Genomic DNA, 16,345 nt, shown 5'->3' with positions numbered 1-16,345 from the left:
GACGTGCGTAACCCTAGCATTCCTGAAGTCCGCACGCACACCGAAAAATGATCTCGGGAGCCCCGCGTCCGGAGCTCCCGATCACCCGCTCAGCCCCGCCAGGCGCCCGAAGAGAAGGGGAGGGGACTGCCCGGGGTGCCGGGGCCGTCGCCCCACTTGGTCACGACGTAGTCCACCTCGATGTGGCCCTCGTCACCGGTGACGGTCAGCGAGTCGGCGTTCCACCTCTCGCCGACGAGCTCGGCGAAGGTCTGACCATCGAGATCGAGCATGACGCCCCTCTCCGAGGGAACGCCCGGGCCTCGGTCGCCGATGAAGAAGGGTGCCTTCTTACCCTTGTAGATGACGTAGCCCTCGGTGCCGAGCGGCCAGCTCGGGCTGGCGAACATTCCCTTCTGCATCGGCAGGCCGATCGCGGGCAGACCGGTGTCCCCGTTCCGGCCCGAGGAGTCGTCCCAGAAGTAGGAACCCACGGTGGTGCCGCGGAGCAGGATTTCCTCCCGCACGGGGGCGGCGTCGTCCACTGCCGTAATGGTCTGGTTGACCGGCTTGACAACCGGCGCGACCGGGGCGGGAGCGGCGGCCATGAGGGATGCGCCGACGGCGACGGTGCACGCGAGGGCGCTCAACTTCGACACGCTTTGGTTGTTACGCAGGTCAAACCAAGTCTTGAACACGAGAATAGGGATCTTTCGTGAGACGACAGAAGCAGGCCAGGAGTCATTGAGCCGACCCGTAGATCAGCGGGCCGAGAACAAGGGGCCTTAGGCCGGGCGAGAATGGTCGATCACCCGTGCCGAGCGCTGCTGGCGCTGATATTGGGATATGCGGCCGGAGGGCCGAGGTCGATCAGACGTGTGATCCGATGAGTCAGCGGATGGGGTCCCCCACGCAGATCTCCTCTCTGGAGGAACAACCCGTTGATGACAAATAGGACGCTACCGGACAGGTCAGGACAGAGCAAAACCAAACGCCCATAAAGCCCAGAAGATCTACCAGGTTATCCCAAGCCCAGGTCAGGAACCCGGTGGAAGCGACACAAGCCTTCCCGTCCGCCCCGCGACCCCCTCCCGACAAGACCGGCCCGGGACTCAGACCGGACTCGGACTCGGGCTCGGGCTCGGGCTCGGACTCGGGCTCGGGTTCGGGCGCAGGCTCGGACTCGGGCTCGGGTTCGGGCGCAGGCTCGGACTCGGGCTCGATGAAGACCGCGATCACCAGGATGTCGGCGCTGAACAGCGCGAGTTCCGGGTACGGCATGCGGCCGATGTCGAAGCGGGCCCACGACCCGGGGTGCGATACAGATCGATCTCGTCGTCGGCGCGCAAGGGGGGCTCACCGAACTCGAGGCAGGCCCCCGGAATCGGGGAAGCGTGCCGAGCCCAGGAGAAGCTCACCGAGCTCAAGGAAAGATCGCCGTGACGCCGGCGGCATGTGCCGTTCGATGTGGGGCGGCCGGCACCGGGCCGGAAAACGCCGGAGCCGGGCAGTCCCCCAACTGCCCGGCTCCGGATCAAAGCGGTTCCGCCAGTCATGCCCTCCCCAAAGGCACCGGCGGGCCCCCGCTTTCTCGGACGCGTTCCCCCATCCGCGTCCTTTCTTCATGAAAGTCTGTCCGATCCTCTTCCCTGAGGATCTGCTTCAAGCCTACAAGCGGGGTTGTCATGAAGTCGTCATACGCAGGTGGATTTTCGGCCTACATCCGGACCCCATCAGGCGTCCGGGTGCTTCGACAAATACTCGACGTAGACGGGGCGCAGCGCGTCGCCGAGATGGCCCTCTCCGGCCGCCATCGCATCGCTGAGCAACGCTGAGACCCGAGTGAGGTCGTTGGCAGTCTCGTCGGCCTTCCCGCTCGCGGCCTCGGCCGCCGGAATCACCTTGAGCAGGTCCCACAGAAACCCGAAGTCGCCATGGCGTACGGCATAGCGGACGGCGCGGTCGTGCAGTTCCCTGGCCGACAGTGACTCGATCTCTCGCTCATCCATCCGGCCTCACCCCCCAAGCCAGGGTGACTTCCCCCAAGCCTGTCTTTTATGCCCTGCCGGGAGGGCGGGACGCGGCTTCGCCACGCTCACCCGCGCGTTCTTTGCCGGATCGTGGAAGTATTCTTCCTGTGAAGGTCATACTCAAGATCCTGGTCGTCGCCGCAGCCCTCTGGGGGGCCACGAAACTGGTGGACGGCATCACGGTCTCCGCCGACACCACCACCAAGCAGATCGTCACCCTACTCGCGGTCGCGCTGATCTTCGGCATCGTGAACGCGGTGCTCAAGCCGATCATCAAGACCGTCGGATGCGCGTTCTACGTGCTCACGCTGGGCCTGTTCGCCCTCGTGGTCAACGCCGGCCTGCTGCTGCTGACGAGCTGGCTGGCCGAGCAGCTCGATCTCCCATTCCATGTCAGCGGATTCTGGGCGGCCTTCTGGGGAGCGATCGTCGTCGGGGTGATCAGCTGGATCCTCAACATGATCCTCGGAGACGACTGAGACGGGGAGACGACTGAGACGGCCGATGCCGACTGAGCGCGACTGAGGCCGGCTGAGATCGACTGACGTCACGGCCTCGGCTGCGCCGGCAGGGGCCTGGCGGCGAGCATGCCGAACGCGAGCTGGAGCACGCACGCGCCGATCCCGGCGAGCAGCGGCACCCGCCAGCCGCCGGAGAGCTGGTGAAGCAGTCCGATGGCCACGGGCCCCAGGGCGGCCAGCACGTAGCCGCTCGACTGCGCGACCGCCGACAGCGCGGTCACCGAGGCCGGATCCGGCGCGCGCAACGCGATGATCAGCAGAGCGAGCGCGATCGAGGCCCCCTGGCCGAGTCCCAGGACGACCATCCACAACCACGGCATCGTCGTCGGCGCGAGCAGGACCCCGCCGTACCCGACGATCGTCAGGAGCGCGGCGACCGTCACGTGCGGGACCTGGGAGCGAGCCGCTCCGGCGTGCACGGGCACGGTCAGGGTGGCCGCGATCTGAGCCAGGTTCGTCAGCCCCAGCAGATATCCGGCCTGATCGGCCGCGACGCCGGCGGACTGGAAGATCGTCGGCAACCAGGCCAGCATGACGTAGAACGTCAGCGACTGAAGCCCCATGAACGCCGTGACGAGCCAGGTGGTCCTGCTGCGCAGCAGCGCCCGGTACGGCCGATGCCCGGGAGCGCGGTCACCGCGCCGTGGCGGCGTACGGAACGCCTGAAATGACCACAGTCCCGCCGCGACCAGCGCGAGCAGCGCCGCCGACCCGGCGGCCGCCCGCCAGCCGACCACCTCGGCGAGCGGGACCATCACCGCCGATGCGGCGGCCGCCCCGGCGACCAGACACGAGACGTAGACGCCGGTGAGCGGCCCGATCCGGGTGGGAAAGTGCTGCCTGACGATGGCCGGCATGATGACGTTCATGACCGCGATGGCCGTACCGGCCAGGGCGGCCCCGCCGTAAAGAGCGACGACACCGCCGGCGCTGCGCACGACGACGCCGACCGCCAGGATGAGCAGGCCGATGAGCAGCGTGCGGTCGAGCCCGACCCGGTTGGCGAGGATCGGGGCCAGGGGACCGAGCAGGCCGAGGCAGACCACCATGACCGTGGTGATCGCCCCGCCCTCCGCCGCGGTGAGCCCGAGGTCCCCCATGATGTCGGTCAGCAGCGGAGACACCCCGGCCAGCGCGGGCCGGAGGTTCCACCCTGCCAGGATGAATCCGACTAAGAGCAGCAAATGGCCGCGATCTACCCTAGAACGGTTCATCATCCCCCAAACCATACAAGGGTGATCGGCCCTTCCCCCGCCCCGGGAGCGGCCGGACAGCGGCACACGTGGGGTGGCGGAACCACGAGCTAGGGGTGGAACTCGGCGTCGGGCGTGACGGCGACGTCGAGGAGCAGCGGTTCGGTGCGCGAGCCGAGCGTGGGGACGACCTCGTCGAGGGTGGCCAGGAGATCGGCATGGGAGTCCAGCTGGATCGCCGGGCAGCCGAACGAGCGGGCCATCGCCGAGAGGCTGACCTCGGTGAACGCGGGCCAGGGAGCCTTGCCCGCGCCGTTCTTCTCCGCCAGCCGGTCCATCACGGCGTAGCGGCCGTTGGCGAGCACGACGAACAGCGCGCCCACCCGGTAGTGCGCCGCGCTCCACAGCGCCTGGATGCCGTAGATCGATGACCCGTCTCCGACGACCCCGACCACCGGCCGGTACGGCAGGGCCATGCGGAGTCCGACGGTCGCGGGGAGGGCGAAGCCGAGCCCGCCCATGGCCGCGGAGACGAATCCCAGCGGCCGCCGGGCCCGCAGCAGCCGGTGCAGGTCGGGCCGGGACGACGGGGTCTCCTCCACCACGATCGCCTCCGGCGGGAGCCGTACGGCGAGCTCGTGCAGGACATGCGCGGCGCGCAGCGGCTCACCGGCACGAGCGGGCACCGGCGGGGTCGGCGGCCGGAAGACCGGCGGAGCGGGGGCCCGCCCGGGGACCAGGGAAGCGAGCCGCGCGCAGGCCGCCGCGGGATCGGCCAGCACGGAGAGCTCCGCGGGGCTGCGGTGCACCTCGGCGGGGTCGTCGCTCACAACGGCGATCCGCGTGCCGGGGTCGACGAGCGGCCCGGGTTCGTACGGATACTGCCGGAACGCCGCGGTCCCGACCACCAGGACCACATCGTGGCCCCTGAGCGTCGCCCGCAGTCCGGCACGGTTCGCGGGCAGGAACCCGGCGAATCGCGGGTGATCCTGCGGGAACCCGGCCCGGGCGCCGAACGACTCCTGCCAGACCGGGCAGCCGAGCCGCTCGGCGAGCGAGGTCAGGGCGGCCCAGGCCTCGGCCGAGTCGGCGCCGGCTCCCACCACCAGGGCGGGCGAATCCGCCTCCGCGATCAGGGAGGCGAGCGGGGCGAGATCGCGCTCGTCCACCGCGACCGGCCGCATCACCGTGGCCGGCGCGGCCTCGATCGTGCCGTCCCACTCCGCCGACCAGTCGTCCATCGGCACGATCACCAGCGCGGGGCCGCGGCCGGTCACGGCCTCGTGCCGGGCGCGGGCGATGGCGCCCGGGACGTCCTGCGCGCGCAAGGGGTGGTCGGTCCAGACGGGATAGTCCCCGGCCAGGCCGTGCAGCCGCCCGGCGAGGAACGGCTCCAGCGCGAGATGCCGCCGGTCCTGCTGGCCGACGACGACCACGACCGGGGCTCGGTTGACCCGGGCCGTGGCGATGGCGGAGACCGCGTTCCCGAGTCCCGCCGTCGTGTGGAGCAGCGCGACGGCCGGGCGGCCGTGGGCGATCGCCCAACCCGTCGCCATCCCCACGACCGACCCCTCGTGCAGGGCGAGCACGAAGTCCAGATCATCGGGCAGCCCGGCCAGCATCGGGATCTCGGTGGAACCCGGGTTGCTGAAGATCGTCGTCATACCGGTGCGGCGGAGCACCTCGAACACGGCATCGCTCACAGTGGTCATCGAGCCCGTGCTCATCGGCTCTCCTTCGCGACAGGCATGCGTCGAACGTCCAACGTTCGCGAGCCGAACGATAGTTCTTCTCCCGTACCGATTGTGGAAATTACGCCACCGGCACAGGCCCGTCAATCGCCCTCCGGCGACCGGTGCCGGAGAACAGACAGGTTTACTACGCGGAACGAGTGCTTGACAACGTTGTCACCATCGTCCGTGATGCGAGACGATCAGAACCGTGGGAGAGAAGCGATCCGGTCGGCCGACCATGAACGATGTGGCGGCGGCCGCGGGGGTGGCGCTGAAAACCGTCTCCCGTGTGGTGAACAACGAGCCGGGGGTCAACCCGGCCACGGCGGAACGGGTGCAAGCCGCGATCGACCGGCTCGGCTACCGGCGCAACGACAGCGCGCGTACGCTGCGCCGGGGCCGCACCGCGAGCATCGGCCTGGTGATCGAGGATGTGGCCGACCCGTTCTACTCCGGGCTCAGCCGCGCGGTCGAGGATGTCGCGCTGCGGAACGATCACTTCGTCTTCACCGGTTCCTCGGGCGAAGACCCCGCCAGAGAGCGTGATCTGGTGCTCGCCTTCTGCGCCCGCCAGGTCGATGGGCTGATCATCGTGCCCGCCGGGACCGACCACGGCTACCTCGCCCCCGAGTTCGACGCCGGCATCAAGGCCGTCTTCGCCGACCGCCCCCCGGGCGCGGGATGCCGCGCCGACACCGTGCTGAGCGACAACGCGGGCGGCTCGCGGACCGGCGTAGCCCACCTGATCGCGCACGGGCACCGGCGCATCGGCTTCCTGGCCGACTCGCCCGCCATCTTCACCGCGGTCGAGCGGCTGCGCGGCTATCGAGAGGCCCTGGCCGCCGCCGGCCTGCCGTACGACGAGAGCCTCGTCGCGATGGGGCCGCCGGACCAGGAGCGGGTGCGCGCCGTCGTCGAGCGACTGCTCGCGCTGCCGGACCCGCCGACGGCGCTTTTCACCGGCAACGGCCGGACCACGGTGGCGACCCTGCGGGTACTCGACGCGATCTCGGCGCGCTGCTCCGCCTACCACTGCTCCGCCTGCCGCTGCTCCAACGGCCGCTGCTCCAACGATCACGGGTCCGTACGGCACGGCGCCGAACGGCACGGAGGCACCGGACGGCATGGTCAGGGGCGCCTGGCCGGCCTTGCGCTGGTCGGCTTCGACGACTTCGAACTGGCCGACCTGCTCGGCATCACGATCGTGGCGCAGGACCCCTCCCGGCTCGGCCTGACGGCGGCCGAGATGCTGTTCCGGCGCCTGTCCGGACACGCCGGGCCGGGCCTGCGCCTGGAACTGCCCACCCGGCTCATCGAGCGGGGCTCCGGCGAAACGGTTCCCTGACTCGGCTCGCCCTGACTCGACCCGGCCCATGGTCAGCCCTTCAGCGCGCCCGCCATCAGACCACGCATGAAGAATCTGCCCAGCAGCACATAGACGACCATGGTGGGGATCGACGCGAGGATCGCGGCGGCCATCTGCTGGCTGTAGGGCACGGTCTGGGCACCCGCGATGTTGTTCAGCATCACCGTGGCGGGCCATGACGTCGGGCCGGTCAGGAACACCGCGAACAGGAAGTCGTTCCACATCGAGGTGAACTGCCAGATGATCACGACGGCGAACGCGGGCCCCGAGACCGGGAGCACGATCGACCAGAACGTGCGCAGCATGCCCGCGCCGTCGACCCGGGACGCCTCGATCAGTTCATCGGGGATCGTGACGTAGTAGTTCCGGAAGATCAGCGTGCAGATCGGGATTCCGTACACGACGTGGGCGAGGGTCAGCCCAGGGATGCCGCCGTACAGATCCAGGTTGAACCAGTCGCCAAGATTGACCATGAGCTGGACCAGCGGGATCATCACCCCCTGGTACGGAATGAACATTCCGAACAGGAACAGCGTGAACACCACGTCCGCCCCCGGGAAACGCCACTTCGACAGGACGTACCCGTTCATCGAGCCGAGCGCGGCCGAGAGCAGCGAGCCGGGGATCGCGAGCAGGAAGCTGTTGAGGATTCCGGGTTCGAGCTTCTCCCAGGCGACGCGCCAGGCCTCGACCGTCCAGACCTTGGGGAGATTCCACGCCTGACCGGGATCGGCCTCGCTGAGCGGCTTGAAGCTGGTGACCAGCAGCACGTAGACCGGGATCAGGAACACCACGACGAACAGGACCAGCAGGCCCAGTCGCACCCAGCGGGCGGCCCGCGCCCTGCCGCGTGTCATCGGTTCCCCTTTCTGGCGTTCCAGATCAGGTAGGGCACGATGAAGATCACCACGGACAGCACGATGTAGGCGGCGATGGTCGCACCCTTGGCCGGGTCGTGCGCGTCGAAGACCGCGGTCCACATGAAGGTCGCCGGCACATCGGTGATGATCTGCTTGCCCGACACCGCCACCACGAGGTCGAAGACCTTGAGCGAGATGTGCCCGAGAATGATCAGGGCCGACAGCGTGACCGGGCGCAGCATCGGCAGGATCACCCGCCGGTAGACCTGCCATTCGTTGCATCCGTCGACGCGGGCGGCCTCGCGGAGCTCCTCGGGCACGCCGCGGAATCCGGCCAGGAACAGCGCCATGATGTATCCGGACATCTGCCAGACCGCCGGAACGGCCATCGCGGCCATCCCCCAATCGGGGTCCCGGAACCACTGCCACTGCAGGAAGTCCATCCCGAGGTAGCCGAACAGCCGGTTGAGCCCGACCGCGCGCTCCCCCGTGGCGCTGTTCATCAGCCACCGCCACACGACGCCGGTGGCGATGAACGAGATCGCCATCGGGAACAGGTAGATCGCCCGGAACCCGCCCTCGCCCCTGATCCCCTTCTCCATCAGGAACGCCAGGAACCAGCCGAGGACGAGCGCGCCGCCGACGAAGACTGCGGTGAAAATGATCGAGTGCCGGACCGACAGGCCCCAGCGCTCCTCGCTCCAGATGCTGACGAAGTTCTCCAGCCCGACGAAATTGCCGGGGATCTCGGCTATCTCGTTGTGCTTGTCGGTCATCGCGACCTTGAAGTTCCACCCCAGCAGGCCGTACACGAAGACGGCGATGAGGACGATCGACGGCGACACCAGGAGCAGCCCGGGCAGCCATCTGCGCACGCGCGTCGTCACTTCCACCTCACAATGATCATGTACGGCTCACGCCGTCGCGATGGCGTGAGCCGCACAAGTAGATCAACTCACTGGTTGTTGTTCTTCGCGGCGGAGACCAGTGCCTCCTGGAGCTTGGCCCCGTCCTGGCTCTGCTGGAACAGGCCGACCGCGTCGTTGATCGCGCTGCGCCAGGCGTCGTTGGCCACGACGCCGTGCTGGATCGAACCGGCGAGCTTGTCCTTCGACCACTCCTCCAGGCTCCAGCTCAGGTAGTCCTGGTAGAGGGACTTGTCGGCGTCGGTGCGGGCCGGGATCGAGCCCTTCAGCGGGTTGAAGGCGTCCTGGCCTTCCTTACTGGCCGCCACCTTCAGCCACGCGATCGCGCCGTCCCGGTTGGGCGCGCCCTTGGGCAGCGTGAAGCTGTCCGACAGCCACATGAACGTGCCGTCGGTGCCCGGCGAGGCCGCCCAGTCGAAGTCCTTGTGCGACTCCTTGCCGAGGCCGCCCTCCGGCGGGTTGTGGAAGTAGCCGTAGGCCCAGTCGCCCATGATGTTGAAGGCGGCCTCGCCGTCGGCGACCTGCTTGGCCGCCGGCTGCCAGTCCTCCTGCGGGGTCCCGGCATACGACAGGATCGCCTTGAAGTTCTCCAGCGCCTTGGTTACCTCGGCGCTCGACCAGTCGGCGTTCGGCGCCCAGAGCTGGTTGTAGGCGTCGGTGCCGAGCGAGCCGAGCAGCACGCTCTCAAGCAGGTGGACCACGGTCCACTGCGAGCCGATCGACAGCGGGATCTTCCCGGTCTTCTTCACCTTCTCGAGGTCGGCGACGAACTCGTCGATGGTCGCCGGGGCGCCGTCGACCCCGGCCTCCTTCAGTACGGACGGGTTGTACCAGAGGACGTTCGACCGGTGGATGTTGACCGGCACCGAGTAGATCTGGCCCTGGACCGAGATCTGGTCGATGAGCTGCTGCGGGAAGGCGTCCTTCAGCTTGAGCTCGTCGTAGAGGAAGTTGAGCGACTCGAGCTTGCCGCCCTCGATGTATCCCTGAAGCTCGGCGCCCGCGTGCCCCTGGAAGGTGTCCGGCGGCTGGTTGGCCTGCAGCTTGCTCGACAGCAACGCCCGGGCCTGGTCACCGGAGCCGCCCGCGACGGCGGCGTCGAAGAACTCGAAATCCGGGTTCTGCTTGGCGAAGATCTCGCGCATCGCCTTCAGGCCGTCGGCCTCACCGGGGCCCGTCCACCACGAGAAGACCTCGACCTTCTTGTGCGCGGCCTCACCGCCTCCGCTCTCCTTCGCGTCGCCGCCGCAGGCGGTGAGAGTGAGCAGACTTGCCACAGAGACCGCGACGGCCGCCATCCACCGTCGTCTCATCGCAACATCCCTTCAAGTTCTCGTGATGACACCGGGTCCCGAGATACGTCCATATTGCTGACAACGTTGTCAGCAAGGCTTCATCAACCCACCTCCGCAGGGTCGGCGTCAAGTTTGTCCGGATAACGTCTCTGCATCGTGAAAGTCCCACCGGTCTTATCCGGGAAAGCCGGTGAACCTGTCGGTCCCCACGTTCAAACTGCACCTATGACGGCTCCCGACACCGCCCCCACAGAAAGCGACCCAGACGAAAACGACCCGGCCGAGACGCCCCCGACAGGGACGCCTCCGACGGGAGCCACCACGGGAACGACCCCGACAGGGACGCCTCCGACGGGAGCCACCACGGGAACGACCCCGACAGGGACGCCTCTGACAGGGACACCTTTGACGGGGACCACCACCACGGGAACGACCCCGACAGGGACGCCTTTGACCAGGACGCCTCTGACGGGGACCACCACCACGGGAACGACCCCGACAGGGACGCCTCTGACAGGGACACCTTTGACGGGGACCACCACCACGGGAACGACCCCGACAGGGACGCCTTTGACCAGGACGCCTCTGACGGGGACCACCACCACGGGGGCGGTCCCGGCCGAGGATCTCAGCGATGACGACCTGCCGTCCCTGGCTGAGATCGACTCGCCGCAGCGGTTCCGCCACGCGGCCACGATGGCCGGCATCGGGTTCCTCACGGTGGCGCGCAGGCTGCCCGGCCTCATCCGCCAGGCGCTCGGCATGGCGTGGCAGGCGAGCCCACGCGACACGATCGCCACCGTGACGTTGAGCATGCTCGGCGGCGTCTTCACCGCCTTCGGCCTGCTGGCCACCACCGGCGCGCTCACCGCGCTCTTCGAGGCCGGCCCGACGCCCGACCGGGTCCGCGCCGCGCTGCCCAGCCTGCTGCTGGTGGGCGCGGCCGCCGTCATGCGTACCCTGCTCCAGTCGGGTGCCGGCTGGGCCCAGTCCCGGTTGGGCCCCCAGGTGAGCCGCATCACCGAATCACGCCTTTACGGCCTGACCAGCCAGGTCGACCTCGTCTGCTTCGATGATCCGGAGTTCCACGACTCCCTTCAGCGGGCCCGGCTGCGCGGGATGGCGATGGCCGACACCGTCGTGGACACCGCGATCGACGCGGTCACCGGCGTGGTCGGGATCGCCGCGGCGGCCGGAGTGCTCGGCGTGCTCCACCCCGTGCTACTGCCGCTCCTCCTGCTGGCCGTCGTCCCCGACGCGTGGGCGGCGATCCGCGCGGCCCGGATGAGATACGCCACCGATCTCCTGCTCGTGCCGGCTCGCCGTCGCAAGTGGATCATCTCGGACCTGCTCGCGGACAAGGACACCGCCGCCGAGGTCCGGACGTTCACCATGCGCGGCTTCCTGCTGCGAATGCACGACCGGGTCGCCCGGGGAGAGCAGAAGGTGATGCTCGACCTGGCCCGCCGGCAGACGGTCGCCAGGATCGTGGGCGAGGCGCTCAGCGGCATCGGTCAGGGGGTCGTCTACGTGGCGCTCGGCGTGCTCCTCGCCGTCGGTGCCGTGCCTCTCGCCGTGGCCGGCACCGCGGTGCTCGCCATCCGCTCGGGCCAGTCATCGCTGGCGAACTTCATGTTCGCGACCAACCGGCTCTACGAGGAAGGGCTCTATTTCACCGATTATCTCGACTTCGTGGCCCAGGCACAGGCACGGATCCCGACGCACCGGTCCGGGGAGGCCCCCGCCGGTTTCCGGCACATCTCGGTGGAAGACGTGGTCTTCTCCTATCCCGGCTCCGACAAACCTGCGCTGCGAGGCGTGTCCGTACGGATCGACCAGGGCGAGGTCGTGGCTCTCGTCGGAGAGAACGGCTCGGGCAAGACCACGCTCGCCAAGATCCTCGCCGGGCTGTACGAGCCGGACGCCGGCCGCGTCATGTGGGACGAAACGGACGTGAGCGGGGTGGACCCGCATCGGCTCAGGGGCCGAATCGCGGTGATCGCCCAGGATCACACCCGGTGGCCGCTCACGGCCAGGCACAACATCACGATGGGCATGGAGAAAGGCGGGGACACGGTGGTCCGCGCCGCCGAGGTCGCCGGAGCCGATCAGGTCATCGCGGAGCTTCCGTACGGCTATCGCACACTGCTCGACCGCCGTTTCAAAGACGGGCACGAGTTGTCCGGCGGCCAGTGGCAGCGCATCGCGATCGCCCGCGGCTTCTATCGGGATGCGCCGTTGCTGATCTGCGACGAACCCACGGCGGCGCTGGACGCCCGGGCCGAGCACGCACTGTTCGAGCGAATCAGACAGCACGCCGACGGCCGCACGGTCCTGCTCATCACACACCGGCTCGCCAGTGTCCGCTACGCCGACCGGATCTATGTGCTCGATCACGGTGAGGTCGCGGAACACGGCACCCATCAGGAACTGATGGCCCTCGGTGGCCTCTACGCCGACCTGTACGGGCTGCAGGCCCAGGCATACCGGACAGCCTGAGTTTCCCCCGAACCCGCTTCCCTCACGTCCTCATGACGGAGGACGGGACTCGCACCGGGAGCATCCGTGGTCTTCGCGGATTCCGCCGCGGCCTCACATCGTGGCGGACACGCTCTTTCCGCGGGCGTCTTCCTGTGCCGAGCTCCCGGTCAACACCGGCCCTCCGAGCACGTCCTTGTAGTACTGGATCTTCTGACGGACCGCTCCGTGCTTGTGCCGCAGATCCTCGATCTGAGCCTCGACCTTGCGGTCGTGTGCCTCCAGCAGGGCGATGCGGTCCCTGATCGTGTGCTCACCCTGCCGTACCAGCTGGGCAAAGCGCAGCATCTCCGCGATCGGCATCCCGGTGTCACGCAGACAACGGACCATGCCCAGCCAGCTGACGTCGTCCTCCGTGAACCGTCGCTGGCCGGCCGCGTTGCGGCTGATCGGTTCGAGCAGCCCGATCCGCTCGTAGTAGCGAAGGGTATCGAGGCTGAACCCGGTCTCCTCTACTACCTGTCCTGGTGTGTAGACAACCACGCCACCGATCCTGGCACAGCACACGGCACCACGCGTCCGGCCGACTCGGCGGCCACGACGAGCACCGACACGGTCCTCCTCCCCATGATCGCCATCCTCCCCGGCATGGCTTCTGCTCCTCGGGGGAGGTCCTTCTCGCCGGGACGGTTCCTGTCTGTCAGCCACCCCTCCTCACCCATCCACGACGGTCTCCTCCTCGGGACGGTTCCTGCTCTCTTGTCCGCCCCTGGGACGGCCCCCTCATCAGCCCGCTCTCTATCCCCCAGCTCGATCCAGATGGAAGCTGATCAAGGGCATGAGGGACGGCGTCTCGGTCGGGCCGCCGTTCGATCGGAGGCGGTGTCGGCTCAGAGCGGTGTTTTCTGGTGGGTGAGGGGCCGATGTAGATGAACTCCCAGCGGTCGGGGCCGGTCTTGCGGCGTTGGTAGCGGTCGGGGTGCAGGTAGCGGTCGCGGTTGTGGAATTGGCAGGCGGGGCCGAGTCTGGCCAGGTCGGTGCGGCCGCCTTCGCTCCAGTTGTCGATGTGGTCGATCTGGCACATGCTCGCGGGGAGGGGGCAGCCTTTCACCCAGCAGGTGTCGTAGCGGGCGGCGACGGCGCGGCGTTGGGCGGGGGTGGCCAGGCGGGTCTTGCGGCCCATGTCCAGGACCTGCCCCTCGGTGTTCATGACCAGGCGGACGAGGGTGGAGGTGCGGGCCAGGCGGTGGATGTCGGTGATGGGCAGCAGGTGTCCGGTGGACAGCAGCAGCCCGGGCAGGGTGCGCAGCACCGACTGCCACCGCCAGTCCCCGGCCCCGGGTCCGCTGTCCCCGAAGCCGCCGTCGACGCTCCAGAAGCGGAAGCCTGTGCTCCTGGAAGTCGCACCCCCGGGGTCCACGCCCCCACGGGGATCGCCCCTGCCGGGGTCTCCAGGGTTGCCGCTGCCAGGATCGCTCCTGCCGGGATCGCCTCCGCTGGGGTCGCCGGGGTCGCTCCTGCCGGGGTCGTCCCTGCCGGGATCGCCGGTGGCGGGGTCTGCTGGGTGCGTGCCGAGGTCGGCACCGGCGGGGATGGCTCGGTGCGTGCCGATGTCGGCACCGGTGGGAGTGGTGTCCGCGGTGTGCTCGTCTTCACCGGCCCGGTTGTGGATGCCGGTGCGGGTCCCCGAGCCGCTCTCGGTCTCCGGCTCGTCAACGCTTCCGGGCTCGTCAGTGCCTCCGGTCCCGGCCGCAGCGCCGAGCTCGACCGCTGGGCTGGCCTCGGCCGCGGGGCCGGGCTCGTCGTCACCTGTGGTGGCCGGGCGGACGAGGGTGCGGTCTTCGCGTGAGTTCTCGGTGGGCAACTCAGAACGCTGGCCGCAGGTGGGATCACCGCCCGGAGCCGCGTCCCCCCGGTCGTCTCTGTGACCGGCCCCGGGAAAGGCTCCGGGAAGGAATCCAGGAGCAGGCTCGGAAGCGGGAGTGGATTCGGGGGCGGGCGCGGGCGCAGAAGCGATGCCGGGAGCGTGATCAGGATCGAGGTCGTCACCGGCATCCTCACGGGTTCCCGGGCCGGTTCCTTTGCCGGTCGCATGCACCGGGCCGTCGCTCCGGACGGCGTCACCGGGCGCGGTGTCCTCAGGCACGGTGTCACCAGCCATGGTGCCGTCGGGCATGGTGCCGTCGGGCGTGGTATCACCAGGCGCAGTGTCGTCGGGCGCGGTCTTGCCGGGAGTGACGTCGTCAGACGCGGTGCCGCCGGGCGTGGCGTCATCAGGAACGGTGTCACCGGACGTGGTGCCCTCGGAGGTGCCGTCTTCGGATGCGCTGTCTTCGGGCGCGACATCGTCAGGTGCGGCGTCGCCGGGCGTGGCGTCGCGGGGAGTGGTGCTGTGGTGGGTGGATTGCCCGGGGGCGGTGCCGTGTTCGGAATCGTGGGGGGTGGGGTCGTCGGGGAGGGATTCGGCGTTGATCAACACCAGGAGTTCGGTGGTGATCTGCTGCTCCAAAAGTGCGATCAGCGTGTCGGCGTTACGGACTCGAAGCGGCCGGTCATCTCCTTGGGCCGTGGGTTTGGCGTAGGCGTCCAGCAGGGCCCGTAGCCGGGCGGCGGCCTCCCGCGGCAGACGGAACTCCCCCTCCACCCCGCCGCTCTCGGTTTCCCGTAGCAGCAGGAAGCGGGCGTCGTAGTCGGCGGCGGCGTCGTTGACCTCCCCGCCGGGGTTCAGGACCGCCCGCAGATACCGTCCCGCTTTGGTGATCTCCTGCGGGCCGGCGCAATCGGCCAGTTCCACAAGGATCGTCTCGGCCTTGGCCGCGTCCTCATCGCTGAGCCCGGTGGTGGCCGCGCAGATCGCCGCCACCACCGCCTCGGTCAGGTTCCCGGCGGCGTACCGTGCGCGTACTTTGGGCAGGCGGGCCAGTTCGATGCCCAGGGCGACGGTGCGGTAGGCCGTCCGGCGGCTCATCCCGCACACCGACCGCAACCACGTCCGCGTCGAGGCGTGCCCGGTCTGGCGGGCCGCTCCGGCCGTGTGCACCCGCGCGGCCCGCAGGGCGATCGCCGCCTCCAGCCGATCCCGCGCGAACGCCAACTCCTCCACCTGCGCCAGACACACCTCCGCAGAGCCCGGGACCGCCGTCACCGCCAACGCCAGCGCGGCCTCCCGCACCTGGCTCACCAACGGCCACGAAAGCTCCTCAGCCCCGACCACGCCCGCGGAATCCGCCGCACACGCACCGCTCAGACCACCCGAAGAACCACCCGGAAAACCACCCGGGGACCCCTCTGCAGGGACACCCGAGGCGCCGCCCTCAAAAGCATCCGAAGCATCACCCGGGGAACCGCCCGGGACACCACTGGGAGCATCACCCGGAGGGCCGACCGTCGCAGCACCGGAAGGATCACCTGAGGAGTCACCCGGAGAACCGTCCACGGGACCGCTTGAAGCACCAGTTGCGGGGCCGTCCAGGACACCGCCTGGAGCACCACCCGAGACGCCACCCCTAAAAGCGCCCGGAGCATCACCCGAGGAGCCATTCGAGGAGCCACCGGAAGAGGTGCCCGCAGACTCCGAGGTACGTCGCCAACGGGTGTCAGCATCGCCATCGTCGGCGTACATCGGGGAACCGCCGGCCGTACGAGCCGCACCAGCGGACGCAGGAGCGCTCACGCCGCCGCTGCGCACGCCGCCCTCACGTTCTCTTGAGCGCACGCTGCTCCGAGGCACGCTGCTCCCGGCCGCTCCGTCTGAGAATGCGACATCCGGCGGCGGGCCGGGAACGACGGAAAGCCAGTCAGGCCAGCCGGACCACGACGCGGTACCTCCCCGATCGTCGGAGGAACGGGCGGCCGCACGCGCCGACGCCTCGGCCCGCACCGCAGCCCACCACTCAGGACCCAGCAGCGACCGTCCCCCGGAACGCGACGGATCCGGATCGAACAATCCGAGCGGCTGGGTCAG

12 protein-coding genes are annotated in these 16,345 nt (G+C 69.1%); 3 read left to right on the top strand and 9 right to left on the bottom strand.

Features of this window, described 5'->3' with window-relative positions; all coding sequences use genetic code 11:
* Positions 1-89 precede the first annotated feature (89 nt).
* On the bottom strand, positions 90-638 hold the full coding sequence (locus AP234_RS11245) for a hypothetical protein (RefSeq protein ID WP_235558112.1): 549 nt from the start codon (positions 636-638) through the stop codon (positions 90-92).
* Positions 639-1,712: 1,074 nt separating this feature from the next.
* Positions 1,713-1,988, bottom strand: coding sequence for a hypothetical protein (locus AP234_RS11235; RefSeq protein WP_055479529.1), 276 nt, complete (start codon positions 1,986-1,988; stop codon positions 1,713-1,715).
* 128 nt (positions 1,989-2,116) lie between these two features.
* Here AP234_RS11235 and AP234_RS11230 point away from each other — a divergent pair, with 128 nt between their 5' ends.
* A complete protein-coding gene (locus AP234_RS11230; RefSeq protein ID WP_055479528.1) occupies positions 2,117-2,488 on the top strand; it encodes a phage holin family protein in 372 nt (123 codons plus the stop codon).
* Between the two features lie 68 nt (positions 2,489-2,556).
* On the opposite strand, the gene AP234_RS11225 is transcribed toward AP234_RS11230, so the two are convergent.
* Positions 2,557-3,714, bottom strand: a complete 1,158-nt coding sequence (locus tag AP234_RS11225; RefSeq protein WP_235558111.1) for a CynX/NimT family MFS transporter — start codon at positions 3,712-3,714, stop codon at positions 2,557-2,559.
* Positions 3,715-3,833: 119 nt separating this feature from the next.
* Positions 3,834-5,450, bottom strand: coding sequence for a thiamine pyrophosphate-binding protein (locus AP234_RS11220; protein ID WP_055479527.1), 1,617 nt, complete (start codon positions 5,448-5,450; stop codon positions 3,834-3,836).
* Positions 5,451-5,664: 214 nt separating this feature from the next.
* Between AP234_RS11220 and AP234_RS11215 the strand changes: the two genes are divergently transcribed.
* Positions 5,665-6,801, top strand: coding sequence for a LacI family DNA-binding transcriptional regulator (locus AP234_RS11215; protein ID WP_235558110.1), 1,137 nt, complete (start codon positions 5,665-5,667; stop codon positions 6,799-6,801).
* 32 nt (positions 6,802-6,833) lie between these two features.
* Here the strand turns inward: AP234_RS11215 and AP234_RS11210 are convergent, their stop codons facing one another.
* The 3 genes from AP234_RS11210 to AP234_RS11200 all read right to left on the bottom strand — a co-directional run bounded on the left by AP234_RS11210 (position 6,834) and on the right by AP234_RS11200 (position 9,921).
* Complete coding sequence (locus tag AP234_RS11210) at positions 6,834-7,679, bottom strand: carbohydrate ABC transporter permease (RefSeq protein ID WP_055479525.1); 846 nt, start codon at positions 7,677-7,679, stop codon at positions 6,834-6,836.
* On the bottom strand, positions 7,676-8,575 hold the full coding sequence (locus AP234_RS11205) for a carbohydrate ABC transporter permease (protein WP_235558109.1): 900 nt from the start codon (positions 8,573-8,575) through the stop codon (positions 7,676-7,678). The genes AP234_RS11210 and AP234_RS11205 overlap by 4 nt, the downstream gene beginning before the upstream one ends.
* Positions 8,576-8,637: 62 nt before the next feature.
* Positions 8,638-9,921 (bottom strand): ABC transporter substrate-binding protein, encoded by a 1,284-nt coding sequence (locus AP234_RS11200; protein ID WP_055479523.1) that lies wholly within the window; start codon positions 9,919-9,921, stop codon positions 8,638-8,640.
* A 678-nt stretch (positions 9,922-10,599) separates the two neighbouring features.
* On the opposite strand from AP234_RS11200, the gene AP234_RS11195 reads away from it, so the two are divergent.
* Positions 10,600-12,402, top strand: coding sequence for an ABC transporter ATP-binding protein (locus AP234_RS11195; protein WP_083502026.1), 1,803 nt, complete (start codon positions 10,600-10,602; stop codon positions 12,400-12,402).
* Between the two features lie 93 nt (positions 12,403-12,495).
* Here the strand turns inward: AP234_RS11195 and AP234_RS11190 are convergent, their stop codons facing one another.
* Together AP234_RS11190 and AP234_RS11185 are read right to left on the bottom strand one after the other, a co-directional pair.
* Positions 12,496-12,924, bottom strand: a complete 429-nt coding sequence (locus tag AP234_RS11190) for a MerR family transcriptional regulator (protein WP_083501998.1) — start codon at positions 12,922-12,924, stop codon at positions 12,496-12,498.
* Positions 12,925-13,081: 157 nt separating this feature from the next.
* Positions 13,082-15,562, bottom strand: a complete 2,481-nt coding sequence (locus tag AP234_RS11185) for a DUF222 domain-containing protein (RefSeq protein WP_235558130.1) — start codon at positions 15,560-15,562, stop codon at positions 13,082-13,084.
* Positions 15,563-16,345 lie beyond the last annotated feature (783 nt).

The sequence above is a fragment of the Sphaerimonospora mesophila genome, from assembly GCF_001417795.1.
GTDB lineage: Bacteria > Actinomycetota > Actinomycetes > Streptosporangiales > Streptosporangiaceae > Sphaerimonospora > Sphaerimonospora mesophila.
The sequence above is the reverse complement of the archived record's forward strand: the minus strand, read 5'-3'. Positions and strand labels throughout refer to the sequence as shown.